At 61.3% G+C, this 22,149-nt stretch carries 24 protein-coding genes; 17 read left to right on the top strand and 7 right to left on the bottom strand.

What is annotated here, in order from left to right; genetic code table 11:
• Positions 1-236 precede the first annotated feature (236 nt).
• The 5 genes from M2360_RS02995 (at position 237) to M2360_RS02975 (ending at position 3,986) form a co-directional block, all read left to right on the top strand.
• On the top strand, positions 237-1,319 hold the full coding sequence (locus M2360_RS02995; protein ID WP_280772879.1) for an ABC transporter permease: 1,083 nt from the start codon (positions 237-239) through the stop codon (positions 1,317-1,319).
• Positions 1,319-2,101: an ATP-binding cassette domain-containing protein gene (locus M2360_RS02990; RefSeq protein WP_280772878.1), complete on the top strand. Its 783-nt coding sequence runs from the start codon at positions 1,319-1,321 to the stop codon at positions 2,099-2,101. The genes M2360_RS02995 and M2360_RS02990 overlap by 1 nt, the downstream gene beginning before the upstream one ends.
• Before the next feature lie 145 nt (positions 2,102-2,246).
• Entirely contained in the window at positions 2,247-3,287 is a 1,041-nt protein-coding gene (gene pyrC, locus M2360_RS02985; protein ID WP_280772877.1) for a dihydroorotase, read from the top strand.
• Positions 3,288-3,382: 95 nt separating this feature from the next.
• Positions 3,383-3,583: a DUF4160 domain-containing protein gene (locus M2360_RS02980; protein ID WP_280772876.1), complete on the top strand. Its 201-nt coding sequence runs from the start codon at positions 3,383-3,385 to the stop codon at positions 3,581-3,583.
• On the top strand, positions 3,576-3,986 hold the full coding sequence (locus M2360_RS02975) for a DUF2442 domain-containing protein (protein WP_280772875.1): 411 nt from the start codon (positions 3,576-3,578) through the stop codon (positions 3,984-3,986). Before M2360_RS02980 ends, M2360_RS02975 begins: the two co-directional genes overlap by 8 nt.
• On the opposite strand, the gene M2360_RS02970 is transcribed toward M2360_RS02975, so the two are convergent.
• The 3 genes from M2360_RS02970 to M2360_RS02960 all read right to left on the bottom strand — a co-directional run bounded on the left by M2360_RS02970 (position 3,987) and on the right by M2360_RS02960 (position 4,951).
• The gene (locus tag M2360_RS02970) at positions 3,987-4,382 is read right to left on the bottom strand and encodes a type II toxin-antitoxin system VapC family toxin (protein ID WP_280772874.1); all 396 of its coding nucleotides are present in this window, start codon (positions 4,380-4,382) and stop codon (positions 3,987-3,989) included.
• A gap of 3 nt (positions 4,383-4,385) precedes the next feature.
• Entirely contained in the window at positions 4,386-4,625 is a 240-nt protein-coding gene (locus M2360_RS02965) for a type II toxin-antitoxin system VapB family antitoxin (RefSeq protein WP_280772873.1), read from the bottom strand.
• Between the two features lie 62 nt (positions 4,626-4,687).
• Complete coding sequence (locus M2360_RS02960; protein WP_280772872.1) at positions 4,688-4,951, bottom strand: BolA family protein; 264 nt, start codon at positions 4,949-4,951, stop codon at positions 4,688-4,690.
• A 92-nt stretch (positions 4,952-5,043) separates the two neighbouring features.
• On the opposite strand from M2360_RS02960, the gene M2360_RS02955 reads away from it, so the two are divergent.
• The 9 genes from M2360_RS02955 (at position 5,044) to apaG (ending at position 14,212) form a co-directional block, all read left to right on the top strand.
• Entirely contained in the window at positions 5,044-5,658 is a 615-nt protein-coding gene (locus M2360_RS02955; protein WP_280772871.1) for a J domain-containing protein, read from the top strand.
• Between the two features lie 142 nt (positions 5,659-5,800).
• Positions 5,801-6,790 carry a cobaltochelatase subunit CobS gene (cobS, locus tag M2360_RS02950; protein WP_280772870.1) on the top strand — a complete coding sequence of 330 codons (990 nt, stop codon included), beginning with the start codon at positions 5,801-5,803 and terminating at the stop codon, positions 6,788-6,790.
• A gap of 10 nt (positions 6,791-6,800) precedes the next feature.
• The gene (cobT, locus tag M2360_RS02945) at positions 6,801-8,699 is read left to right on the top strand and encodes a cobaltochelatase subunit CobT (RefSeq protein WP_280772869.1); all 1,899 of its coding nucleotides are present in this window, start codon (positions 6,801-6,803) and stop codon (positions 8,697-8,699) included.
• Between the two features lie 34 nt (positions 8,700-8,733).
• Entirely contained in the window at positions 8,734-9,750 is a 1,017-nt protein-coding gene (locus tag M2360_RS02940; protein WP_280772868.1) for an esterase-like activity of phytase family protein, read from the top strand.
• 212 nt (positions 9,751-9,962) lie between these two features.
• Positions 9,963-11,384, top strand: coding sequence for a Si-specific NAD(P)(+) transhydrogenase (gene sthA / locus M2360_RS02935; RefSeq protein ID WP_280772867.1), 1,422 nt, complete (start codon positions 9,963-9,965; stop codon positions 11,382-11,384).
• Positions 11,385-11,600: 216 nt separating this feature from the next.
• Positions 11,601-11,855 carry a DUF805 domain-containing protein gene (locus M2360_RS02930; RefSeq protein ID WP_280772866.1) on the top strand — a complete coding sequence of 85 codons (255 nt, stop codon included), beginning with the start codon at positions 11,601-11,603 and terminating at the stop codon, positions 11,853-11,855.
• A gap of 187 nt (positions 11,856-12,042) precedes the next feature.
• The gene (locus tag M2360_RS02925; protein ID WP_280772865.1) at positions 12,043-12,924 is read left to right on the top strand and encodes a LysR substrate-binding domain-containing protein; all 882 of its coding nucleotides are present in this window, start codon (positions 12,043-12,045) and stop codon (positions 12,922-12,924) included.
• A gap of 71 nt (positions 12,925-12,995) precedes the next feature.
• Positions 12,996-13,694, top strand: a complete 699-nt coding sequence (locus M2360_RS02920; protein WP_280772864.1) for an orotate phosphoribosyltransferase — start codon at positions 12,996-12,998, stop codon at positions 13,692-13,694.
• A gap of 125 nt (positions 13,695-13,819) precedes the next feature.
• Entirely contained in the window at positions 13,820-14,212 is a 393-nt protein-coding gene (gene apaG, locus M2360_RS02915) for a Co2+/Mg2+ efflux protein ApaG (protein ID WP_280772863.1), read from the top strand.
• A 53-nt stretch (positions 14,213-14,265) separates the two neighbouring features.
• Here apaG and M2360_RS02910 read toward each other — a convergent pair whose 3' ends face one another.
• From M2360_RS02910 to M2360_RS02900, 3 genes are all read right to left on the bottom strand, one after another.
• Entirely contained in the window at positions 14,266-15,258 is a 993-nt protein-coding gene (locus tag M2360_RS02910; RefSeq protein ID WP_280772862.1) for an Hsp33 family molecular chaperone, read from the bottom strand.
• Between the two features lie 86 nt (positions 15,259-15,344).
• Complete coding sequence (gene argF / locus M2360_RS02905) at positions 15,345-16,262, bottom strand: ornithine carbamoyltransferase (protein ID WP_280772861.1); 918 nt, start codon at positions 16,260-16,262, stop codon at positions 15,345-15,347.
• Between the two features lie 60 nt (positions 16,263-16,322).
• Positions 16,323-17,513 (bottom strand): aspartate aminotransferase family protein, encoded by a 1,191-nt coding sequence (locus M2360_RS02900; RefSeq protein WP_280772860.1) that lies wholly within the window; start codon positions 17,511-17,513, stop codon positions 16,323-16,325.
• A 402-nt stretch (positions 17,514-17,915) separates the two neighbouring features.
• Between M2360_RS02900 and M2360_RS02895 the strand changes: the two genes are divergently transcribed.
• Positions 17,916-18,467, top strand: coding sequence for a GcrA family cell cycle regulator (locus tag M2360_RS02895; protein ID WP_280772859.1), 552 nt, complete (start codon positions 17,916-17,918; stop codon positions 18,465-18,467).
• A gap of 63 nt (positions 18,468-18,530) precedes the next feature.
• Here M2360_RS02895 and ppk2 read toward each other — a convergent pair whose 3' ends face one another.
• A complete protein-coding gene (gene ppk2, locus M2360_RS02890; protein WP_280772858.1) occupies positions 18,531-19,409 on the bottom strand; it encodes a polyphosphate kinase 2 in 879 nt (292 codons plus the stop codon).
• A 258-nt stretch (positions 19,410-19,667) separates the two neighbouring features.
• Between ppk2 and phoR the strand changes: the two genes are divergently transcribed.
• On the top strand, positions 19,668-20,867 hold the full coding sequence (gene phoR, locus M2360_RS02885; protein WP_280773075.1) for a phosphate regulon sensor histidine kinase PhoR: 1,200 nt from the start codon (positions 19,668-19,670) through the stop codon (positions 20,865-20,867).
• 193 nt (positions 20,868-21,060) lie between these two features.
• Complete coding sequence (locus M2360_RS02880; protein ID WP_280772857.1) at positions 21,061-22,095, top strand: substrate-binding domain-containing protein; 1,035 nt, start codon at positions 21,061-21,063, stop codon at positions 22,093-22,095.
• Positions 22,096-22,149 lie beyond the last annotated feature (54 nt).

Raw genomic sequence — 22,149 nt, 5'->3', positions numbered from 1 at the left:
CTCCTTGCCCGGGGCGGCGTACGAACAAGACTGTTTCGCTCTCGATCAGGCGGACCTTGCGGGCATTGACGCCCGCATGCGAGGCGGACCATCATCTGAGCAGCGCTTTGCGGCGCCGCTCTCCCGGACCGGATGCGAGCGACGCCGGACGGAATGCCCTCGGGCGCATGTCAATCGCGACGAACTCCGGCCGCTGTCGGAAAGGTTGCGCAACCAGAACAATGGGAGGAAGGAAGATGAGTGAGCCGCGCGCTGCCTCACAGCCGTCTCAGGAATTCGAGAAAGTCCTGTCGCAAAGCTCCACGCAGCTTGCGAGCTTCGACACGCATGACAAGACGCCGCTGCAGAGATTGCAGCACTACCTGCATTCCAGTCCGGCTGCGGTGCCGATGATCGTGCTGGTGCTGTCGCTCGCCATTTTCGGCGCGATCCTCGGCGGTAAATTCTTCTCGGCCTTCTCGCTTAGTCTCATTCTTCAGCAGGTGGCCATCGTCGGCATCGTTGGCGCGGCGCAGACGTTGGTGATCCTGACCGCCGGCATCGACCTATCGGTCGGAGCGATCATGGTTCTCTCCTCCGTGGTCATGGGCCAGTTCACCTTCCGCTATGGCCTGCCGCCGACCTTCGCCGTGCTGTGCGGGCTCGCGGTCGGCGCGGCTTGCGGCTTCATCAATGGCCTGCTTGTGTCGCGTATGAAGCTGCCGCCGTTCATCGTGACGCTGGGCATGTGGCAGATCGTGCTCGCCTCGAACTTTCTCTACTCCGCCAATGAAACCATCCGTGGGCAGGATATCGAGCAGAACGCGCCGATCCTGCAGTTCTTCGGCGAACGCATTCGCCTTGGCGGCGCAGTCTTCACTTATGGCGTCATCGCCATGGTGCTGCTGACGGCCGTGCTCTGGTATGTGCTGAACCGCACCGCCTGGGGACGCCATCTTTATGCCGTGGGCGACGATCCCGACGCGGCTGAACTCGCCGGCGTCAATGTCAAGCGCATGCTGACCACCGTCTATACCTTGTCGGGCCTGATCTGCGCCTTTGCCGGCTGGGCGCTGATCGGCCGCATCGGTTCGGTTTCTCCGACCGCAGGGCAGTTCGCCAATATCGAATCCATCACGGCCGTTGTGATCGGCGGCATTTCGTTGTTCGGCGGACGCGGCTCGATCATGGGCATGCTGTTCGGCGGCCTGATCGTCGGCGTCTTCTCGCTGGGACTGCGGCTGATCGGCACCGACCCGCAATGGACCTATCTCCTCATCGGCGTGTTGATCATCACCGCCGTTGCGATCGACCAGTGGATCAGAAAGGTGGCCGGCTGATGTCTCGCGAACCCATTCTCACCGCACGCGGCCTCGTCAAACGCTATGGCAAGGTGACCGCTCTCGATAGCGCCGATTTTGACCTCTATCCGGGCGAAATCCTCGCCGTGATCGGCGACAACGGCGCCGGCAAGTCGTCGCTGATCAAGGCGCTTTCGGGCGCCGTGACGGCGGACGAAGGCGAGATCCGCCTTGATGGCCAGCCGGTTCGCTTCCGCTCGCCGATCGAGGCTCGCAAGGCCGGCATCGAGACGGTCTATCAGAACCTGGCGCTTTCGCCGGCATTGTCGATCGCCGACAATATGTTCCTCGGTCGAGAGTTGCGCAAACCGGGGCCGCTGGGCTCGGTGTTTCGTATGCTCGACCGCAAGGCAATGGAAAAAGTGGCCCGCGACAAGCTCTCCGAGCTTGGCCTGCTGACCATCCAGAACATCAACCAGGCGGTCGAAACGCTCTCGGGCGGCCAGCGCCAAGGCGTGGCGGTGGCGCGCGCCGCGGCCTTCGGCTCCAAGGTGATCATTCTCGACGAACCCACCGCAGCCCTCGGCGTCAAGGAATCGCGCCGCGTGCTCGAACTGATACAGGATGTGAAGGCGCGTGGCATGCCGATCGTGCTGATCTCGCACAACATGCCGCATGTTTTCGAAGTGGCGGACCGCATCCATGTTCACCGGCTCGGCAAGCGCCTTTGCGTGATCAATCCAAAAGACTACACCATGTCGGACGCCGTGGCCTTCATGACCGGCGCGAAAGCGCCGCCTGAAGCCGCGATGGCCGCCTGATTTCCTTCCAAGGAATTTTTGAACGCCCGCCTCCACAGCGGGCGTTTCTTTTTGGCGTGAACTTCTCTCCGTCTCAGACGTTGCGCGCCATGCGGTGTCGCGTTATGGCCGTGTCCGTCCCTTCTTTACTCCGGAACCTGGATCGATGACCGAGATCACCCTGCGCCGCCCCGACGACTGGCATCTGCACCTGCGCGACGGCGAGATGCTCAACGCCGTGCTGCCCTATACATCGAGGCATTTCGCCCGCGCGATCATCATGCCCAATCTGGTTCCGCCCGTGGTCACCACGGCTGACGCCCGCGCCTATCGCGACCGCATCCTGGCGGCCAAGCCCGAACATCACCATTTCGAACCGCTGATGACGCTCTATCTCACCGAGGGAACTGATCCCGACGATCTCGAAGAAGCGCATCGCTCCGGCCTCGTCACGGCCGCCAAGCTCTATCCGGCTGGCGCCACCACCAATTCCCATTCCGGCGTGCGCGACATGGACAAGGCCATGCCGGTGTTCGAACGCATGGCCAAGATCGGCCTGCCGCTCTGCGTGCATGGCGAGGTGACCTCCTCTGATGTCGATATTTTCGACCGCGAAGCCGTGTTCATCGAAACCGTGCTCGATCCGCTGCGCACTCGACTGCCGGAGCTGAAGGTCACGATGGAGCATGTCACCACCAAGGATGGCGTCGACTATATCGCCGCCTCCAAGGCCAATCTGGCCGGCTCGATCACCACCCATCACCTGATCATCAACCGCAACGCCATCCTCGCCGGCGGTATCCGGCCGCATTACTACTGCCTGCCGGTCGCCAAGCGCGAAAGCCATCGCCAGGCGTTGCGCAAGGCGGCGACCTCAGGCAACGCCAAATTCTTCCTCGGCACCGATTCCGCTCCGCATGTCGATCCGCTCAAGGAATGCGCCTGCGGCTGCGCCGGCTGCTTCACATCGATCAACACGATGAGCTGCCTGGCCCATGTGTTCGAGGACGAAGGGGCTCTGGACAGGCTGGAAGCCTTCGCCTCGCTCAACGGTCCCGCCTGGTACGGATTGGCGCCGAACGAGACGCGCATCACGCTGGTCAAGCGCGCGGAGAAGGTGGAGTTCCCCTCCAAGATCGAGACCGCGGCGGGACCGGTGACGGTGTTCGATCCGATGTTCGAGATCTTCTGGGAAGTGACGCCCTGATCAGGGGTGTTTGAGGCGCCCATAACCCCCCTCCTTGAACAACCTAACAAGTTGGGTTATTCTCCGACATTGTCACTGTCCTCCGTGAAGCTGGCATGCGCTTTGTCATCTACACGGATGACCATGAGCCCGCCCATGTGCATGTCTATGGAGATGGAGAGGCGCGCATCGACATTCTGACCCTTCGCGTCCTGACGAACCGTGGGATGACGAAGAGGGATCTAAGTCGAGCGCTGGCTCTCGTGGCGGATCATCAAGCCGACCTGATCGCGCAATGGAGACGCATTCATGGCTGACGCCGTTTTGGATGATCAACACTATTATCAGGCGACGCGCGCGGGCGAGGCGCAGCGCGCCAACGCCCCCATTCCGTCCTCGGTGCGGTTCGATGCGGCGTCTGGCCGCATCGTCGTCGATTTCTCCAATGGCGCCTGTTTCATGGCTCCGGCGCGCGCCCTTCAAGGCCTGGAGATGGCAACGGACGCGCAATTGGCTGAGGTCGAGCTTTTGGGCGAGACGGGCCTGCACTGGGAAAGCCTGGATGCGGATTTCACGATTGCGGGCCCGATGAACGGCGTCTTCGGGACGGCCAAATTCATGGAGGCACAACGCCGCGGCGGTCAATCGCGATCGGCGGCCAAGGTCGAGGCCAGCCGGGCCAATGGCGCCAAGGGCGGCCGTCCCCGCAAGATCAGCTAGTCAGGCGGGCTCGATGTCCGTCCTGATGAAATCCTCGCCCTTGAACATGAGCGGCAGTCGGTGATGACGCGCGGCGGCATAAGCGAAGCAATCCCCGAAATTCAGCGCCGCCGGATGCCGCTCCTTGCCGTAATCGCGATGCGCGGCGATGGCGAGCGGGGTCATCTCGGTGGTGATCGGGATGATTTCAGCGACGATGGCGGCCAAAAATTCATCGACCAGATGTGCCGTCTCGTCGGTCGCGATCCCTGTTGCGCGGCTAACCGCAAGAGTCGCTTCCCAGACCGCCATCGGAGAGGTGAGTTTGGTCGCGGCAGCCATGATTTTGTCCATCAATATCTCGGCGTCATCTTCCTTGATCATGATCGCGCAAATGGCGGACACGTCGATAAACATGGCCTACTCGTAAAGGCTGTCGATGAAATCCTTGTCGACAGGCTGAGCCTTTCGCGGATCGGATAGCGCGCGTAGCTTAGACTGGATCTTCCTCACGGCGTCGATCATCGATGCGTCTCCGACCTCCCGGCTCCATTCCCGCGTGAGTGCGTCACGAAGAACTTGCGTGGGGGTGACATTACGCCGCTCCGCCAATCGCGTTGCGAGTTGAACGACGTCTTCATCTTCGAGCACAAGCATCATAATCCGCCTCCGGTGCAATCAGGAGAATAGCACAGGCGATGGACATGATCCAATCGGTTCGACTACCCCTTGCCCACTTCGATCGCCAGCGCATGCAGGCCCTCGTCGAAACCGAAGGCCAGCGCCGTATTAATCGCCCGGTGCTGGTTGACGCGGCTCATCGCAGTGAGCGCATCGGCGGTAATGCGGATGCGGAAATGGGTCTGGCCGGTTGCGGCGGCTTCCTGATTGTGGCCGGCATGCATCCGGCTCTCGTTGACCACCTCCAGATGCGAGGGAGAAAACTCGGCTTTCAGGGCCGTTTCGATCTTGTCGTGGAGGGTCATGGTCAACTCGCGAAAAATAGCTCCACAAAGCCAAGAACTTTCCGATTTGTCAATTCTTGAAAGCAAGCGCCCGGAAGACCCATAATGTGCAGATGAAACTCGACTCAAAATATTTCGACTCGATCCGGTCCAAGCGCACCAAGGGGGCGCGGGTCGAGGAAAATCCCGACAAACCGACCTGTCAGTGGGATGGTTGCGACGCGCCAGGCGCGCATCGCGCGCCCGTGGGTCGGCATGCCGAGGGAAAATATTTCATGTTCTGCTTCGAGCACGTCAAGGAATACAACAAGGGCTATAACTATTTCTCGGGCCTGTCCGACACCGAGGTCGCGCGCTACCAGAAGGAAGCGGTGACCGGAAATCGTCCGACCTGGACCATCGGCGTCAACAAGAACGCCAAATGGGCGCCGGCCATGAACGAAGCGCGGGCCGGCGCGACGCGGATGCGCGATCCCTTCGGGTTCTCGGCCTGGCGCCAGAGCAAGCCGGAGCCGCGCGAGCGCAAGCTGAAGCCGCTCGAAGGCAAGGCTTTCGAAACCCTCGGGCTGGCGGCCAACGCCACGTCGAGCGACATCAAGTCGCGCTATAAGGAATTGGTGAAGAAACATCATCCTGACGCAAATGGAGGCGACCGCGGCTCGGAAGAGCGCTTCCGGTCGGTCATTCAGGCCTATCAATTGCTGAAACAGGCAGGTTTCTGCTCCTGAGCAGGAAACGAACGATGCCGCCACGCGCCATCGCGACGCTTTTTCAAGCGCTCGCGAGCATTGATTAATTCGTCGCCTCGGCCTAGGACAATGCCCGAGGAATTTTGCGGCCGAACTCCCCGACGGCCGCGTTGGAGAGATGATGAGCAAGATTGACGTAGATATTGTGAAGCTTCCCGACACCACCGTTTCCGTGCGGGACGTTTTCGGCATCGATTCCGATATTCGCGTGCCGGCCTATAGCGAAACCGACGCCCATGTGCCGGACCTCGATCCGGATTACCTGTTCGACCGCGACACGACGCTGGCGATTCTGGCTGGCTTCGCCCATAACCGCCGCGTGATGGTCTCGGGCTATCACGGCACCGGCAAGTCGACCCATATCGAACAGGTCGCCGCCCGCCTCAACTGGCCCTGCATTCGCGTCAACCTCGACAGCCATGTCAGCCGCATCGATCTGGTCGGCAAAGATGCGATTGTCTTGAAGGATGGCAAGCAGATCACCGAATTCAAGGATGGCATCCTGCCCTGGGCCTATCAGCACAATGTCGCGCTCGTTTTCGACGAATATGACGCCGGCCGCCCTGATGTGATGTTCGTGATCCAGCGCGTGCTGGAATCCTCGGGCCGTCTGACGTTGCTCGATCAGAGCCGCGTCATCCGTCCTCACCCGGCCTTCCGCCTGTTTGCGACCGCCAACACTGTCGGCCTCGGCGACACCACCGGACTCTATCACGGCACGCAGCAGATCAACCAGGCGCAGATGGACCGCTGGTCGATCGTCACCACGCTCAACTATCTGCCGTTTGAGCATGAAGTGAACATCGTCACCGCCAAGGTGAAGCAGCTTGAAGCCGGCAAGGGCCGCGATACGATCGCCAAGATGGTGCGCGTGGCCGAACTCACCCGCGCCGCCTTCGTCAACGGCGATCTCTCGACCGTGATGAGCCCGCGTACGGTGATCAGCTGGGCGGAAAACGCCGCCATCTTCGGCGATGTCGCCTTCGCCTTCCGCGTGACCTTCCTCAACAAATGCGACGATCTTGAGCGTGCGCTGGTGGCCGAACAGTATCAGCGCGTCTTCGGCGTCGAGCTCAAGGAAAGCGCGGCCAATCTGGTCCTGAGCGCCTGAGGTCGAACCGATGGCTGGACCGGGCGACAATTCCAAGGCGAGGCCGGGCGCGGCCGTCGATCTCGAACCCTTCCGCCGGGCGCTGACGGGCTGCATTCGCTCGGTGGCGGAATCGGCGGAGGTCGAGGTGGCCTTCGCCAATGACCGTCCGGGCTTTGCCGGCGATCGCATGCGCTTGCCGGAGCTTTCCAAGCGGCCAACCGCGATGGAGCTCTCCATCGTGCGCGGCCTGGGCGATTCCATGGCGTTGCGCAAGGCTTGCCATGACGAACGGTTGCACACGCAATTCGCCCCACAGGGGCAGGACGCGCGCGCCATCTATGACGCGGTCGAGCAAGCGCGCGTCGAAGCGCTCGGCGCAAGCCGCATGGCCGGCATGGCCGCAAACCTCTCCTCCATGCTGACGGACAAATATGCCCGCGCCAATTTCCGCGGCGTCTCGCAGCGGCAGGACGCGCCGATCGAAGAGGCGATGTCTCTGTATGTGCGCGAAGCGCTGACCGGCGAGAAGCCGCCGGAAAGCGCCGGTCCTGTTCTCGATCTCTGGCGCGATTTCTTCCAGGAGACGGCCGAGCGCGAAGTCGGGTCGCTGAGGAACGTCATCGACGACCAGGAAAGTTTCGCCCGGGCTATCCGCTCGATGTTGGCCTCAATGCAGTTGGCCGAGGATATTTCCAACGAAACGGCCCAACCGGATGAGGACGATACGACCTCCGAGGAAGAACAGCCGCGCAGCCAGGAACAGAACGACGAAGAAAACGAGGACGAAGCGGGAACCGAAGAGGCGCCCGCCGAGGAGAACGAAGCCGCCGACGAACAGCTCGATCAGGGCGAGACAGACGGCGCCGAGATATCCGAAGACGATCTCATGGAGGAGTCCGACGAGGACTCCGAGACCCCCGGCGAGGTCAAGCGGCCCAACAATCCGCTGTCCGATCTCAATGAAAAAGTCGATTACCACGTCTTCACCCAGGAATTCGATGAGGAAATCTCCGCCGACGAGCTGTGCGACGAAGCCGAACTCGATCGTCTCCGGGCGTTTCTCGACAAGCAGCTCGCCCATCTCCAGGGCGCCGTGGGCCGGCTCGCCAACAAGCTGCAGCGGCGGCTGATGGCGCAGCAGAACCGTTCCTGGGATTTCGATCTCGAGGAAGGCTATCTCGACAGCGCCCGTCTGGTGCGCATGGTCATCGACCCCATGCAGCCGCTGTCGTTCAAGATGGAGCGCGACACCAAGTTCCGCGACACCGTGGTCAGTCTTGTCATCGACAATTCCGGCTCGATGCGCGGTCGCCCGATCACGGTCGCCGCCACTTGCGCCGACATTCTCGCCCGCACGCTGGAGCGCTGCGGCGTGAAGGTCGAAATCCTCGGCTTCACCACCAAGGCCTGGAAGGGCGGCCAAAGCCGCGAGGCGTGGCTGGCGAGCGGCAAGCCGCCGCAGCCGGGACGTCTCAATGATCTCCGCCACATCGTCTATAAATCCGCCGACGCCCCCTGGCGCCGCGCCAAGCGCAATCTTGGTCTGATGATGCGTGAGGGTCTCCTGAAAGAGAATATCGACGGCGAAGCGCTGATCTGGGCGCATAACCGGCTGCTCGGCCGGCCCGAACAGCGCAAGATCATGATGATGATCTCCGACGGCGCGCCGGTCGACGATTCCACCCTGTCGGTCAATCCGGGCAATTATCTGGAGCGGCATCTGCGGGCGGTGATCGAGGAGATCGAGACCAAGTCGCCGGTCGAGCTTCTGGCCATCGGCATTGGTCACGACGTCACCCGCTATTATCGCAAGGCGGTCACGATCATCGATGCGGACGAACTGGCGGGGGCGATGACCGAACAATTGGCGGCGCTGTTCGCCGATGAGGCGGAACAGGCGCGCGGCGCCAAGCGCAAGGGCCGGTGAGCCGGCCCTGAACCCTTACGGATAGGAAGCCGCCTTGGCGTCGAAAAAACTTCTCTCGCTATTGGCTTACCTTCCCTTCGTCATTGCCGGGCTTGGCTTCCCCATGGCTTTTGGGGGCCGGCCGGCGGAGTCCGGCGCGGTGCTGCCGGTCAAGGCCATGGTGATTTCCGATTTCCGGCCCGACGCGGGAAAACTGTTCGGCCGGTTGGAATTCATGGGTGGATTGTCGCTAGCGACCCCCAAGGGTGAAATGGGCGCGGTGTCCTCCATCCGGCTGATCGATGGCGGCAAGCGTTTCATTTCGGTGATGGACACTGGCCATTGGGCGACCGGCGCAATCGAACGAGACGCACAAGGCGCGCTTTCGGGCATTTCCGATTACCGCATCCATGACATGCTCGACCGCAACGGCCATCCCGGCGGCAAGCAGCAGATGGACGCCGAGGGGCTGGCGATCGACGATGCGCATGTCTATGTCAGCTATGAGGGCGAGCACAGAATCGACGCCTATCCCCGTGCGGGTTTCGAGACATCGACGCCCCTTTCGAGCGAGCGTCCTGTTCTCGCGGGGGAACGTCTGCGAAATAATGGCGGCATCGAGGCTTTGCTGAAAGCGCCTGATGACAGCGCCCTTCAGGGCGCGCTGTTCTACGTCGCCGAGCGCAGCTATGACAACAAGGGTAATTTCATCGCCGGCGTCCAATCTGGCCCGCGCGCAGGCAATTTCACGATCGAACGCGCCGCCCCCTATGACGTGACTGACGGCGTCGCGCTAGACGACGGCAGCTTCCTGCTTCTGGAGCGCAAATTCGGGCTGCAAGCCGGCATCGGCATGCGCATCCGCCGCTTCAGGCTGGATGACATCAAGCCCGGCGCGCTGGTGAAAGGCGATGTCGTCATGGAAGGCGTCTTTCCCGCCCAGATCGACAATATGGAAGGCATCGACGCCTACAGGGCCGAGGATGGTTCGACGCGGCTGATCGTCGTTTCCGACGACAATCACAATCTGCTCGAACGCAATCTGATGCTGGAATTCAAGCTGATGCCATAAAGCGCATCCAGGCTACTTCTTAGCATTTGCGAATTTCGAGATGCCGCATTGCGGAAAAACGTCTATGCTGTCGCATGCAGGCGCTTCGGCCACCTGTTGCACGGGACCCGCTCAGCGGCGCCTGTCTATCATTCAGTAACATTGCGTTGCTAAGCTTGCACAACAGTCTGCGCTTTCGCAGCGCAGCAAGATTCGAAAATCGGGGCGGCGAGATGATGAATTATGACCTGATCGTGATTGGCAGCGGACCGGCGGGACGCCGGGCGGCGATCCAGGCGGCGAAACTCGGCAAGAAGGTATTGGTCGTCGAGAAGGGGACGCGCGTCGGCGGCGTCTCCGTCCATACCGGCACCATTCCCTCCAAGACCTTGCGCGAGACGGCGCTCAATCTCACCGGCTGGCGTGAGCGCGGCTTCTACGGCCGTTCCTATCGCGTCAAGCAGGAAATCAGCGCCGACGACCTGCGCCGCCGTCTCCTCATCACGCTGGATCACGAAGTCGAGGTGCTCGAACATCAGTTCGCTCGCAACCGCGTCAATCATATTCGTGGCCGGGCCGAATTCGTGGACCGTAACACGTTGGCGATCGAGAAGAATGATGGCGAAGTGCTGCGGGTGACCGGCGTGTCCATCCTGCTCGCCATCGGCACGCGGCCCTATAGGCCCGAAAACATCCCCTTCGACGGCGAGAAAATCATCGACAGCGACGAATTGCTGGAGATCCAGGAAATCCCACGCTCGATGATCGTGATCGGCGCCGGGGTCATCGGCATCGAATACGCCACGATCTACAGCACGCTCGATACGGTAGTGACGGTGATCGAGCCGCGCGCCAGCATGCTGGACTTCATCGACAAGGAAATCGTCGAAGACTTCTCCTACCAGCTCCGCGACCGCAATATGAAGCTCCTGTTCGGCGAAACGGCGGATAAGGTGGAACGCGAGCCCAACGGCAAGTGCCGGGTGACACTGGCGAGCGGACGTTCGCTGCATGCCGACATGGTGCTCTACGCCGCCGGGCGTTCCGGCGCGACCGCTCAGCTCAATCTCGACGCCGTGGGCCTCAAGCCGGATTCGCGCGGCCGCATCAAGGTCAACCCCGAAACCTTCCAGACCGACGTGCCCAACATCTACGCCGCCGGCGACATTGTCGGCTTTCCGAGCCTCGCCTCCACCTCGATGGAGCAAGGCCGCATCGCCGCCCGTCACGCCGTGGGCGCGCCAGCCTGCGATCCGCCGCAATTTTTCCCCTATGGCATCTATGCCGTCCCGGAGATCTCGACCTGCGGCCTGACCGAGGAAGAGGTCAAGGCGCGCCACATTCCCTATGAATGCGGCATCGCCCGTTTCCGGGAGACCTCGCGCGGCCATATCATGGGTCTCGACAACGGCATGCTGAAGATGATCTTCTCGCTGAAAACGCGCCGTCTGCTCGGCGTTCACATCGTCGGCGAGGGCGCGACCGAACTCATCCATATCGGCCAGGCGGTGCTGAACCTGAAGGGCACGGTCGATTACTTCGTCGAGAATACCTTCAATTATCCGACACTGGCCGAAGCCTACAAGATTTCTGGCCTCGACGCCTGGAACCGCATGGGTGAATTGCACGAACATATCATCGAAGCGGCGCAGTAAGCGCGCCGCCGTCACGGTGTCGGAATTCCCGCTCGCCTCCGTCACGGAGATATGAATAATAGGAGTGGCCTGTCCGTTTATGCCAGCGACAGGCCATCTGCTCACAGGGGGACATCATGACATTTCAGGATGCGGTCAAATCGGTTTTGACCACCAACTACGCCACGTTCTCCGGGCGCGCGGCGCTCGGAATATTGGTGGTATGTGCTGTTCATCATGATCGCTACGCTCGTTCTGGGCGTGATCGACGAGACGGTTATCGGCATGGGCCTTCTCGGCGGCATATTCGGCCTCGCGACCTTGATCCCCGGCATCGCTGTTGGCGTGCGCCGTCTGCATGACCGCGACATGTCCGGCTGGTGGCTGTTGATCGGGTTCGTGCCGCTGGTCGGCTGGTTGATCCTGATCTATCTCCTTGCGACGCCGGGGACTGTCGGAGAAAACCGCTTTGGGTCGGAGCCTCTCGTCTGAGACGTGTTGGCGTGGGGCGCTTCGGCTCGCGCCGGGGGTGAAGGTCAAGAGGCGGATCGTTTCCATCAGCACGTCGTAAATGGCTGTCAGCATGGCGTTTCTCCTTTCGCCATTGTCATGCGCCCGTTGCCGCCGGCGCTCAAACGACTATAGTCGGCCTCTCGAATAACCTGAAGTTATGGAAGCCATGAAGCGCGCCCGATTGCCTCTGACCGCCTTGCGCGCCTTTGAATCCGCCGGTCGGCTCGGCGGCTTTTCAAAGGCGGCGGAAGAACTCTATGTGTCGCAGGCGGCGATCAGCCGGCAGATCCGCGAACTGGAAAGCCTGATCGGCCAGCCGCTCTTCACCCGTGTGCATCGCGGCGTCGAACTGACCGAGACAGGCCGCGCGCTGCTCGCCGAGACGACGCTTAGCTTTGACCGCATCGACGCGGCGCTCGCTGACGCTAGCCAGCAGCTGTCGGGCTCTGTGAAAGTCAGCGCCGAGCCGACCTTTGCGGCGTTGTGGCTCGCGCCGCATATTCAGGATTTCAGCCGTCTTCACCCCGACATCGATGTCGAGATTGACGCCGATCCGCGTCTCGCAGAATTTCGCGGCGGCGGCTTGGATCTCGCCATTCGCCATAGTCGCGGTGAGACGCGATGGGCGAGGGTGGAAACAAACAGGCTTATGCAGACGCGCAGCCGGCCGGTCATGACGAGCGACTTTATCGACCAACATCACATCGCTTCACCAGCCGACCTCGCCATCCATCCGCTCTTGCACGAAGAAAGCCGCAGCGGTTGGAGCGACTGGTTCCGCAGCGTCGGCGTCGAGCCGCCTGCGGAGAAGGGCACGGTGTTCGCCGATGGCGGCATGGCGCTTCAGGCGGCTTTGCGCGGCCATGGCGCAGCGCTGTTTGATCCCCGGATGATTGACGGTGAGCTTGCTTGGGGGGCGCTGGTCGCGCCTTTCGATGCCGAGTGTGATTGCGGAGCTTATTTCATCGTCGCACGATCATTCGCCGCCCTGACGCCCGCCGCACGCGCCTTTGCCAACTGGATCGAGGCGGCCTTCGACGAAGATTGAACCGCTTCGGCTTCCATCGCGCTGTCGTTCCTGCTAAGCGCGATAAGTTTCACCCGAGCAGGAGTCCGCCGATGTTTTCCAACGCCTTCAACGACAAGTCCGTCAATGCCCGCTTGATGGCGCGGATGCTGTGGGAAATCAAGGCGGTGCATTTCCGGGCGGACGATCCCTACAAGCTCGCCTCGGGCATGCGCAGCCCTGTCTATATCGATTGCCGGAAGCTCCTGTCCTATCCGCGCATCCGCTCGGCCATCATGGACTTCGCTGCCGCGACGATCACGGCGGAAGCAGGCTTCGAGGCGTTCGATTGCATCGCGGGCGGCGAGACGGCCGGCATTCCCTTCGCCGCGCTCCTGGCGGATCGACTGTCTCTGCCGATGATCTATGTCCGCAAGCAGCCCAAGGGCCACGGCCGCACCGCGCAGATCGAAGGCGATATGAAGCCGGGCGCGCGCGTGCTGGTCATCGAGGATCTCACCACCGCCGGCGGCTCGATGTTCACGTTCATCGACGCCGTGCGCAAGGCGGGCGGCGTTGTCGATCACGGCATGGCGCTGTTCTTCTACGGCATCTTCAGTCAAGCCGAAGAGCGCTTCGCCAATGGCGAGGTCAAACTGCACCATATCGCCACCTGGCGTGACGTGCTGGCGGCGGCGCGGGAGCAGGAACTGTTCGATAAAGAGACATTCGCCTCCGTCGAAGCCTTCCTCAACGACCCGCTTCCCTGGTCTGGAGCCCATGGCGGCGTTTCGGAATTGCCAACCGCCTGAATTTGCCGCATTTCTCTGCATTCGCAATCGGCGCGGCGTTGAAGGTCGCGCCGAATATTGACCTTTGCCCGTTAAAGACGTTAGGAAATTTATACCATGAAAATTGCAGATCTCGGATGAGCGGCATGTATCAAGAAACGACCAGGGGCATTGAAGTCACTGTCGAGCCTTATTATCTGGCCGAGCAATCGGATCCGGCGGACAGCCGCTATGTCTGGGGCTACAGAATTGTCATCGCCAACAATTCGGCGGCCACGGTGAAGCTGATGAACAGATATTGGCACATTACCGATGAGAATGGCCAGATCGACGAAGTCACGGGTCCCGGCGTGGTGGGCGAGCAGCCCGTGCTCGGCCCCGGCGACACATATGAATACAATTCCGGCTGCCCGCTCGACACGCCCTCGGGCATGATGTTCGGCCACTACCAGATGCTGGCTGATTCCGGTGAAATGTTCGACGTGGCGATTCCCGCCTTTTCGCTGGATGCGCCGGGCCTGCAACGCACGCTCAACTGAGCCTATGCGGATGCGGCAACACGCGCCTCGCTTCGCGAAGCGCGCCGTCCCGATCAGTTGGCGACGATGAATTCTTCCGGCTTGAAACGATAGCGCGACGAGCAGAATTCGCAAGTCACCTGTATTTCGCCGTCCTCGATGGTCGAGGCGATTTCTTCGGCCGAGAAGCCCGAGAGCACGCCGCGGATCTTGTCTTCCGAACAGCTGCAGCGGTCATAGACCGGTTGGGCGTCGTAGACACGCACGCCGCGCTCGTGGAACAGCCGGAACAGCAGCCGTTCGACGCCGACATCGGGGTCGGTCAGCTCTTCAAGCCCGGCGGTGGAGGCGAGCATCTGCGCTTCCGACCAGGTGTCGTCTTCTTCGAAGTCATGGCTGGTGTCGCCATCGCCGCCATGCAGATCCTTGTGGCGCATGCGTTCGGGCGCTTCTGGCAGAAACTGCACCACCAACCCGCCGGCGCGATAGCTGTGACGCGGCTTGCCGTCTTCGTCGCGGTCGAACAGTTCGGCCGAAGCCAGCCTCACTTTGGTGGGGATCTGCTCCGACTGGCGGAAATAGGCCGCCGCCGCTTCCTCAAGTGTTTCGCCGTCAAGCGCCACGATGCCCTGATAACGCTGCATATGGGCGCCCTGGTCGATGGTGAAAGCCAGCACGCCTTTGCCCAACAATTGATGCGGCTCGGTCTCGCCGGCCTTCACGGCCGCCGCCAATGCGTCCTCGTCGAAACGGGCATAAGCGCGCACGGCTTCGGGCGCGGTGAAATCCGCCACCAGGAAATTGACCGGCCCATCGGTCTGCGTCTGCACGATCAGCTTGCCCTCGAATTTCAGCGAGGTGCCGAGCAGCACGGTCAGCGCGATCGTCTCCGAAAGAAGACGCGCGACGGGGGCGGGATAATTGTGCCGCGACAGGATGCCGTTGGTCAGCGGGCCGAGCGTGACGGCGCGTCCGCGCACATCGAGCCCCTCCACCTGGAACGGCACGACCCGGTCATCACCGGCTAAGGGGGCGGCGCCCCCGGGATTGTTGATTTCCACTGTCATGATGGTCTCGACTATGCGGCATGCGATGTCATGCCCTTCTTTTGAAGGGAGGTAAATAGGCGATCGCCCGACCGTTTCAAGTATGTTCAGATAGCGCCGAGGCACCAGGCAAGCACCGATTTCTGCGCATGCAGGCGGTTCTCAGCCTCGTCGAACACCACCGATTGCGGCCCATCGATCACGTCGTCGGTTACTTCCTCGCCGCGATGGGCGGGCAGGCAATGCATGAACAGCGCCTTGGGGTCAGCCTTCTTCATCAGTTCGGCATTGACCTGAAATGGCATGAAGACATTGTGGCCGCGCGCCTTATGTTCCTGGTTCATCGACACCCAGGTGTCGGTGACCACGCAATCCACACCGTCCACGGCGCGGTCGGCGTCATGGCAGAGCATGATCTCGCCGCCATTGTTGCGCGCCCAGTTGAGGAACTTGTCGTCGGGCTCCGAACCGAGTGGAACAGCCATGTTCATGCGATAGCCGAACCGCGCCGAACCTTCGACGAGCGAATGCAGCACATTGTTGCCGTCGCCGGTCCAGGCGATCGTCTTGCCCTTCACGGGGCCGCGATGCTCCTCGAAGGTGAGGATGTCGGCCATGATTTGGCAGGGATGGGTGGCGTCGGTCAGGCCGTTGATGACGGGCACCGTGGCGTGTTCGGCGAGTTCGGTGAGGCGATTGTGATCAGTGGTGCGGATCATGATGGCGTCGACATAACGCGACAGGACCTTGGCCGTGTCGCCGATCGTCTCGGCGCGACCCAATTGCATTTCTGTGCCGGACAGAAATAGCGTCTCGCCGCCGAGCTGGCGCATGCCGACATCAAAGGACACGCGGGTGCGGGTAGACGGCTTCTCGAAGATCATCGCCAGCATCTTGCCGGCGAGCGGCTTGCCGGCCACACCCTCGCGCGTTGCGGCCTTGCGGGTCTTGGCGTCGTCGAGGATAAGCCGGAGATCGTTGGCGGAAACGGCGGAAAGATCGAGAAAATGCCGGTGGGACGTCATCATATGTTCCTTGGACTGCGAAAAAGAAAGACTAGCGGGAAAGACCGAGGCGACCAAGCCTCATCGCAGCTTTTCCGCGCGCAGTTTCTCCGCAGCCTTTTCCAGTCGCGCCAGGCCCTCGCGAGCTTCTTCTGCCGTCGTGATCAGCGGCGGCAGCACGCGCACCACATTATCGCCGGCCATCACCGTCAGGACATGTTCGTCGCGTAGAGCCTGCAACAGGTCGCCGGCGGGAACCCTGGCCTTGACGCCGATCATCAGCCCGCGGCCGCGGATTTCCTCGATCACGTCGGGGAACCGGTCCTTCAATCCTTCCAGTTCCTGGCGGAACTGCAGGCCGAGATCCCTCACATGCTGGAGGAAACCATCCGACAGCACAACGTCGAGCACGGCGTTGCCCACCGCCATGGCCAGCGGATTGCCGCCATAGGTGGAGCCATGCGTGCCGGCCACCATGCCGGAGGCCGCTTCGGCGGTCGCCAGGCACGCGCCCATCGGAAAGCCGCCGCCAATGCCCTTGGCGACCGCCATGATATCGGGCGTCACGCCCATCTGCATATAGGCGAACAGCGTGCCCGTGCGGCCCACGCCGCATTGGACTTCGTCGAACAGCAGCAAAAGGCCATGTTCGTCGCACAGCGCGCGGATCTCCTTCAGGAATTCCGGCGAGAACGTCCTGAGGCCGCCTTCGCCCTGCACCGGCTCGAGCAGAATGCCGGCCGTGGCCTCGGTGATCGCCGCCTTGACGGCGTCGAGATCCTCGAAGGGAACCTGATCAAAGCCCGGAGCCTTGGGGCCGAAGCCATCGATATATTTCTGCTGGCCGCCGGCGGCGATGGTCGCAATTGTGCGGCCATGAAAGGCGCCTTCAAAAGTGATGATGTGGTAGCGATCCGGCTGGCCCTTGGAATAGTGATAGCGGCGCGCGGTCTTGATCGCGCATTCCAGCGCCTCTGCGCCTGAATTGGTGAAGAACACCTTGTCGGCGAAGGTGTTCTCGATCAGCCGCTCGCCGAGTTTTTCCTGGCCGGGCGCCTGATAAAGATTGGATGTATGCCAAAGCTTCTCGGCTTGCGCCTTCAGCGCCTCCACCAGATGCGGATGGCTGTGCCCGAGCACATTGACCGCGACGCCGGCGGCGAAATCGAGATAACGCTCACCGTCTTCGGTGATCAGCCAGACGCCTTCGCCTCGCTCGAAACGGAGGGGCGCGCGGGCATAGGTCTCGTAAAGGGGCGAGGTAGCGGCCATGGCTGTCATCCTTCCGTCATGTTTCAGGCAGGCGTTGCTTGCATTTTCCACAAGCGAAAACGAAAAATGCCGCCCTATCGGGCGGCGCCGGCAAATTGCACAATTCCCGGGGATCCGTCAACAAAAACCCACAATTGAAAGTCAGTAGCGCCAGCGCGAAACGGTGTGATGGACGTCCCGAAACGGACCAGCGCGAATCTGATTGACAAATCAATCTTGGGGATAACTCGAAAAACGATTCCCCGGGAATCGCCTCGGCCTTGTCACGGAGTCACGCGGTCACTACCTTACGAACAGATTACTAGACCTGCATGCGGCGGAACTAGTCACCGGAAATGTAGAGCGTTTCGAGCTTCGGCAGCGCCGGGCCTCGGTGAGGGATTCCGCCAGAAGGAACGCCCCATGGAAAACAGCGTAAACTGGACTGACGAACGCGTCGAAAGGCTTAAAAAGCTTTGGTCCGAAGGCTTGAGCGCCAGCCAGATCGCAGCCCAGCTGGGCGGCGTAAGCCGCAATGCGGTCATCGGCAAGGTTCATCGCCTCAATCTCCCCGGTCGCGCCAAGTCGGGTGGCGCAGCGCCATCGCGCGCGCCCAAACGTCCCGCCGTGACGCAGCCGGTCGCGGCGCGGCCGGCGCAGACGAGCTTCGCCCAGCAGCGGCCTGTCACCCGCACCGTTGCGCGTCCTGCGGGCGCGACGATGCTGAAGGAAGAGGTCGAGATGGATGCGATGGAGGTCGTCGAGACGTCGTCGTCGCACAATGTGGTCGTGCCGATTTTCCGTCGCGTGCCGCTGATCCGACTTACCGAGCGCACCTGCAAATGGCCGCTCGGCGATCCGCTCAAGGAAGATTTCTGCTTCTGCGGCAATGATTCTCCCGACACGTCGCCTTACTGCACCTTCCATCAGCGGCTGGCCTATCAGCCGTCTGCTGAGCGTCGCCGTGTTCGGTGATCGGTGAACCTCAGTCAGATCACGAAAGCGGCCGAGAGGCCGCTTTCGTCTTTTTGGGCCGGATCATTTTAGAATTTTAGGGCCGCCGAGAATCTTGCCGTCGATCTCGCCGATCGCCTTCTTGTCTTTGCCCTTGTAATCAAGCGCTCCGAGCACAGAGCGGATGATGTTGAGCCGGGCCCGGCGTTTGTCATTGCCGCGTACGGTCGTCCATGGGGCGTGGTCGGTATGGGTTTCCTTGAGCATCCGGTCGCGCTTTTGGGTGTAATCGTCCCATTTCGTCAAAGCCGCGATGTCCATTGGCGACAGTTTCCAGCATTTCAGCTTGCTGTGTCGGCGGTCATGAAAGCGTCTCAGCTGCATCTCTCGGCCGATATCTATGTAGAATTTGAAGAAATGAATGCTGTCGCCGGTGATCAGCTTTTCCAGCCGCGGCGCGTCTCCGAGAAAATCTTCGTATTGATCCGGCGTGCAGAAACCCATGACCGGTTCGACGCCGGCGCGATTATACCAGGAGCGATCGAAATTCACGAATTCTCCCCGCGTCGGAAAGGCGGAGATGTAGCGCTGGAAATACCATTGTCCCTTTTCGGTTTCCGTCGGCTTGGTCAGCGCCACGATGCGGGCGTTGCGGGGATTCATATAGGACATGATTGCCTGGATCGCCCCGCCCTTGCCGGCGGCGTCACGGCCCTCGAACAGGCAGATCACCCGCGCGCCGGTGTCCTGCTGCCAGAATTGAACCTTGACCAATTCCTCCTGCAAGCTCTCAAGCGTCTTGGCGTATTCGACCTCGTCGAGCTTTTTCTTATAGGGATAGCCGCCGGACCCAAGCGCCTCCGCCGAGATCCATTCCGGCAATTGCGGATTCTCGATGTCGAACACGCGTTTCTCCCCACCGATATCCAGTGTGACGGGCTTGTGAACTTCGTCTTCGGCCATGCGATCTCCTCCATGCAACGGGGCTCTGCGGGCAAACTGGCCACAAGCGCCTTGTGATTTCAAGTTCGCCATGAAAAAACCTGTCACAATCTAGCGTTAGGAAGGGAGACTGGCTCTAAGCCAAGTGGCGATTCTGCTAAGCTTGCATTTGCGCCCTGGCTCCTGGAGCCACGCGGCAAAATGACGGGAAACGCCGCCGCCGCGTGGGAACAGGATTTCAGCATGGGAAAACAGATGGGAAAAGCGGTGAAGGAATGGATGGCGCGCCACTTTTTCAGTCTGTTGATGGCCGCAGCCGGGGGCGCGGCCCTGATTGCGGCGGGAACCAATTCATGGATCGCGGTGGCTGTGATGACTTTGGCGGTGTTGCCGAGCCTCGCCGCGCGCGCGCCCGTCGCCACGCAAGCGCCCGCCGCGCATCAGGCGCCAGCCGATGTCGATCCGTTGCGAGAGGTCAAAGCCGCTTTCACCGGATTTGATAGTCCGGTCTATATTCTCGATCTCAAGGCGGATGTCCTTTATCAAAACCCCTCGGCCCGCCATATTTTCGGACCGATCGAAGTCGGCCAGCATATATCGGTCAAAGTGAGAATGCCGGCGGTGGCCGACATGATCCGCGACGCGCTCGCCAGTGGGCGCAACGGCCAGGTGGAGTTCGCCGCGACCGTGCCGTCGGAAAGCGTCTATCTCGTGCGTATGGTGCGCGCCGAACCGGCCGAAAGCGCAGGCCCCTTTTACGTGTTGATCTTTCGCGACATCTCCGAGGCGCGGCGCATCGACCGCATGCGGTCGGATTTCGTCGCCAATGCGTCGCATGAATTGCGTACGCCGCTCGCCTCGCTGCGGGGGTTCATCGAGACGCTGCTCGGCCCGGCCCGCAATGACGCCAAGGCGCAGGAGCGCTTTCTCAATATCATGCTGGAGCAGGTGACCCGCATGAGCCGGCTGGTGGATGACCTGATGTCGCTGTCGCGGCTGGAGATCAAGGCGCGGCTCGCGCCCGGCGACGAGGTGGATCTCGTTCCCTTGCTCGGATCGGTCGCCGACGCCCTTTCGCCGCTGGCGGGCGATCTCGGGGTCGAGATCAGGCTCGTGCTGCCGCAAGAGCCGGTGCTGGTCATGGGCGACCGGGACGAACTCACCCAGGTTTTCGAAAACCTGATCGAAAACGCCTGCAAATACGGACAGGAAGGCAAGATCGTCGATGTGAAGCTGGAGGCGGCGCTCAAGGGGCAGGCCGCTCAAGTCAGTGTCATCGATTATGGTCCCGGCATTCCCGAAGAGCATGTTCCCCGCCTAACCGAGCGCTTTTATCGCGCCAATGTCGAAAGCAGTCGCTCCAAAAAAGGCACCGGCCTCGGCTTGGCAATCGTCAAGCATATCCTCACCCGGCATCGCGCCCGGCTGGTAATCAAATCCGAATTGGGCAAGGGCAGCACATTTTCTGTGCGGTTTTGACATAAATGCTGCGACAGTGACGGGCTCACAAAAAAATCTCTATAAATATCAAGCAATTGGCCTGTCACAAATCTTTCACTGAATTGACATAAAAGCTGTGGTGTCAGGGGTCTAATCAGGACCCGGCCGGACAGGAAAAGGCCGAGGGCGCCGCGCCAGGCGCGATCCATCAAGCCCGAACGGGAGAACCACTATGAAACTCGCACACACCACCATGGCGGCGCTGGTCGCCTCCGTCGCTTTCGCAGGCGTTTCTTTCGCCGCCGACCAGATCCATGTCGCCGGCTCGTCGACCGTGCTTCCCTATGCGAAGATCGTCGCTGAAAACTTCGCGGAAACCTATCCGGACTTCAAGGCTCCGGTGGTTGAGTCCGGCGGTTCTTCCGCTGGTCTGAAGGAATTCTGCAAGGGCGCTGGCCCTGAGACCATTGATATCGCCAATTCCTCGCGTCCGATCAAGAAGTCCGAAATCGAAACTTGCGCCGCCAACGGCGTGAAGGACGTCACCGAAGTCAAGATCGGTTACGACGGCATCGTGTTCGCCACCGACAAGTCGGCCGCTGACATGGCCCTGACCCCGAAGGACGTCTATCTCGCTCTCGCTGCTGAAGTTCCGGTCGACGGCAAGCTGGCCGCCAATCCGAACGCCACGTGGAAGCAGGTCAACGCCTCCTTCTCCGACGCTGGCATCCAGGCCTTCATCCCCGGCGAAAAGCATGGCACGCGCGAAGTCTTCGAAGAGAAGGTTCTGATCGCGGGCTGCAAGGAAGCCGGCGCCCTCGACATCATGGAAAAGGGCGGCATGGACAAGAAGGACGCCGAGAAGAAGTGCAAGGCTGTTCGTAAGGACGGCAAGGCTGTCGATATCGATGGCGATTACACCGAAACGCTCGCTCGCATCGACGCCAACAAGACCGCCATGGGCGTGTTCGGCCTGTCTTTCTATGAAAACAATGCCGACAAGCTGAAGGTTTCCACGATCAACGGCGTTCAGCCGACCGTCGAAACTGTCGCCAAGGGCGAATATCCGGTGTCGCGTCCGCTGTACTTCTACGTGAAGAAGGCGCATCTCGACTCTGTCCCGGGCCTGAAGGAATATGTCGAATTCTTCACTTCCGACCAGATGATCGGCCCGGACTCTCCGCTCGCCGAATACGGCCTGATCCCGGCTCCGGACGCTGAGCGCGAAGCTGTTCGCGCCGTCGTCAAGGAATGGAAGAACATGTAATCGAGTTTCGACCGGCGGCGAAAGCCGCCGGTCGTTCCGCCTGAAGTCACGGGG

Source organism: Rhizobium sp. SG_E_25_P2 (assembly GCF_029892285.1).
Taxonomy (GTDB): Bacteria; Pseudomonadota; Alphaproteobacteria; order Rhizobiales; family Rhizobiaceae; genus Rhizobium_E.
This window is presented reverse-complemented; position numbering and strand designations above follow the sequence as displayed.

Excerpts from the sequence above, each read along its gene's own strand:
- argF (WP_280772861.1), bottom strand. The coding sequence starts at position 16,262 with ATGACGTCCCACCGGCATTTTCTCGATCTTTCCGCCGTTTCCGCCAAC.
- M2360_RS02970 (WP_280772874.1), bottom strand. The coding sequence starts at position 4,382 with ATGTTTATCGACGTGTCCGCCATTTGCGCGATCATGATCAAGGAAGAT.
- M2360_RS02990 (WP_280772878.1), top strand. The coding sequence starts at position 1,319 with ATGTCTCGCGAACCCATTCTCACCGCACGCGGCCTCGTCAAACGCTAT.
- M2360_RS02955 (WP_280772871.1), top strand. The coding sequence starts at position 5,044 with ATGAAACTCGACTCAAAATATTTCGACTCGATCCGGTCCAAGCGCACC.
- sthA (WP_280772867.1), top strand. The coding sequence starts at position 9,963 with ATGATGAATTATGACCTGATCGTGATTGGCAGCGGACCGGCGGGACGC.
- apaG (WP_280772863.1), top strand. The coding sequence starts at position 13,820 with ATGTATCAAGAAACGACCAGGGGCATTGAAGTCACTGTCGAGCCTTAT.
- M2360_RS02910 (WP_280772862.1), bottom strand. The coding sequence starts at position 15,258 with ATGACAGTGGAAATCAACAATCCCGGGGGCGCCGCCCCCTTAGCCGGT.
- M2360_RS02900 (WP_280772860.1), bottom strand. The coding sequence starts at position 17,513 with ATGGCCGCTACCTCGCCCCTTTACGAGACCTATGCCCGCGCGCCCCTC.
- pyrC (WP_280772877.1), top strand. The coding sequence starts at position 2,247 with ATGACCGAGATCACCCTGCGCCGCCCCGACGACTGGCATCTGCACCTG.
- M2360_RS02880 (WP_280772857.1), top strand. The coding sequence starts at position 21,061 with ATGAAACTCGCACACACCACCATGGCGGCGCTGGTCGCCTCCGTCGCT.
- cobT (WP_280772869.1), top strand. The coding sequence starts at position 6,801 with ATGGCTGGACCGGGCGACAATTCCAAGGCGAGGCCGGGCGCGGCCGTC.
- M2360_RS02920 (WP_280772864.1), top strand. The coding sequence starts at position 12,996 with ATGTTTTCCAACGCCTTCAACGACAAGTCCGTCAATGCCCGCTTGATG.
- ppk2 (WP_280772858.1), bottom strand. The coding sequence starts at position 19,409 with ATGGCCGAAGACGAAGTTCACAAGCCCGTCACACTGGATATCGGTGGG.
- cobS (WP_280772870.1), top strand. The coding sequence starts at position 5,801 with ATGAGCAAGATTGACGTAGATATTGTGAAGCTTCCCGACACCACCGTT.
- M2360_RS02925 (WP_280772865.1), top strand. The coding sequence starts at position 12,043 with ATGAAGCGCGCCCGATTGCCTCTGACCGCCTTGCGCGCCTTTGAATCC.
- M2360_RS02995 (WP_280772879.1), top strand. The coding sequence starts at position 237 with ATGAGTGAGCCGCGCGCTGCCTCACAGCCGTCTCAGGAATTCGAGAAA.
- M2360_RS02975 (WP_280772875.1), top strand. The coding sequence starts at position 3,576 with ATGGCTGACGCCGTTTTGGATGATCAACACTATTATCAGGCGACGCGC.
- M2360_RS02960 (WP_280772872.1), bottom strand. The coding sequence starts at position 4,951 with ATGACCCTCCACGACAAGATCGAAACGGCCCTGAAAGCCGAGTTTTCT.
- phoR (WP_280773075.1), top strand. The coding sequence starts at position 19,668 with ATGGCGCGCCACTTTTTCAGTCTGTTGATGGCCGCAGCCGGGGGCGCG.
- M2360_RS02965 (WP_280772873.1), bottom strand. The coding sequence starts at position 4,625 with ATGATGCTTGTGCTCGAAGATGAAGACGTCGTTCAACTCGCAACGCGA.
- M2360_RS02980 (WP_280772876.1), top strand. The coding sequence starts at position 3,383 with ATGCGCTTTGTCATCTACACGGATGACCATGAGCCCGCCCATGTGCAT.
- M2360_RS02895 (WP_280772859.1), top strand. The coding sequence starts at position 17,916 with ATGGAAAACAGCGTAAACTGGACTGACGAACGCGTCGAAAGGCTTAAA.
- M2360_RS02930 (WP_280772866.1), top strand. The coding sequence starts at position 11,601 with ATGATCGCTACGCTCGTTCTGGGCGTGATCGACGAGACGGTTATCGGC.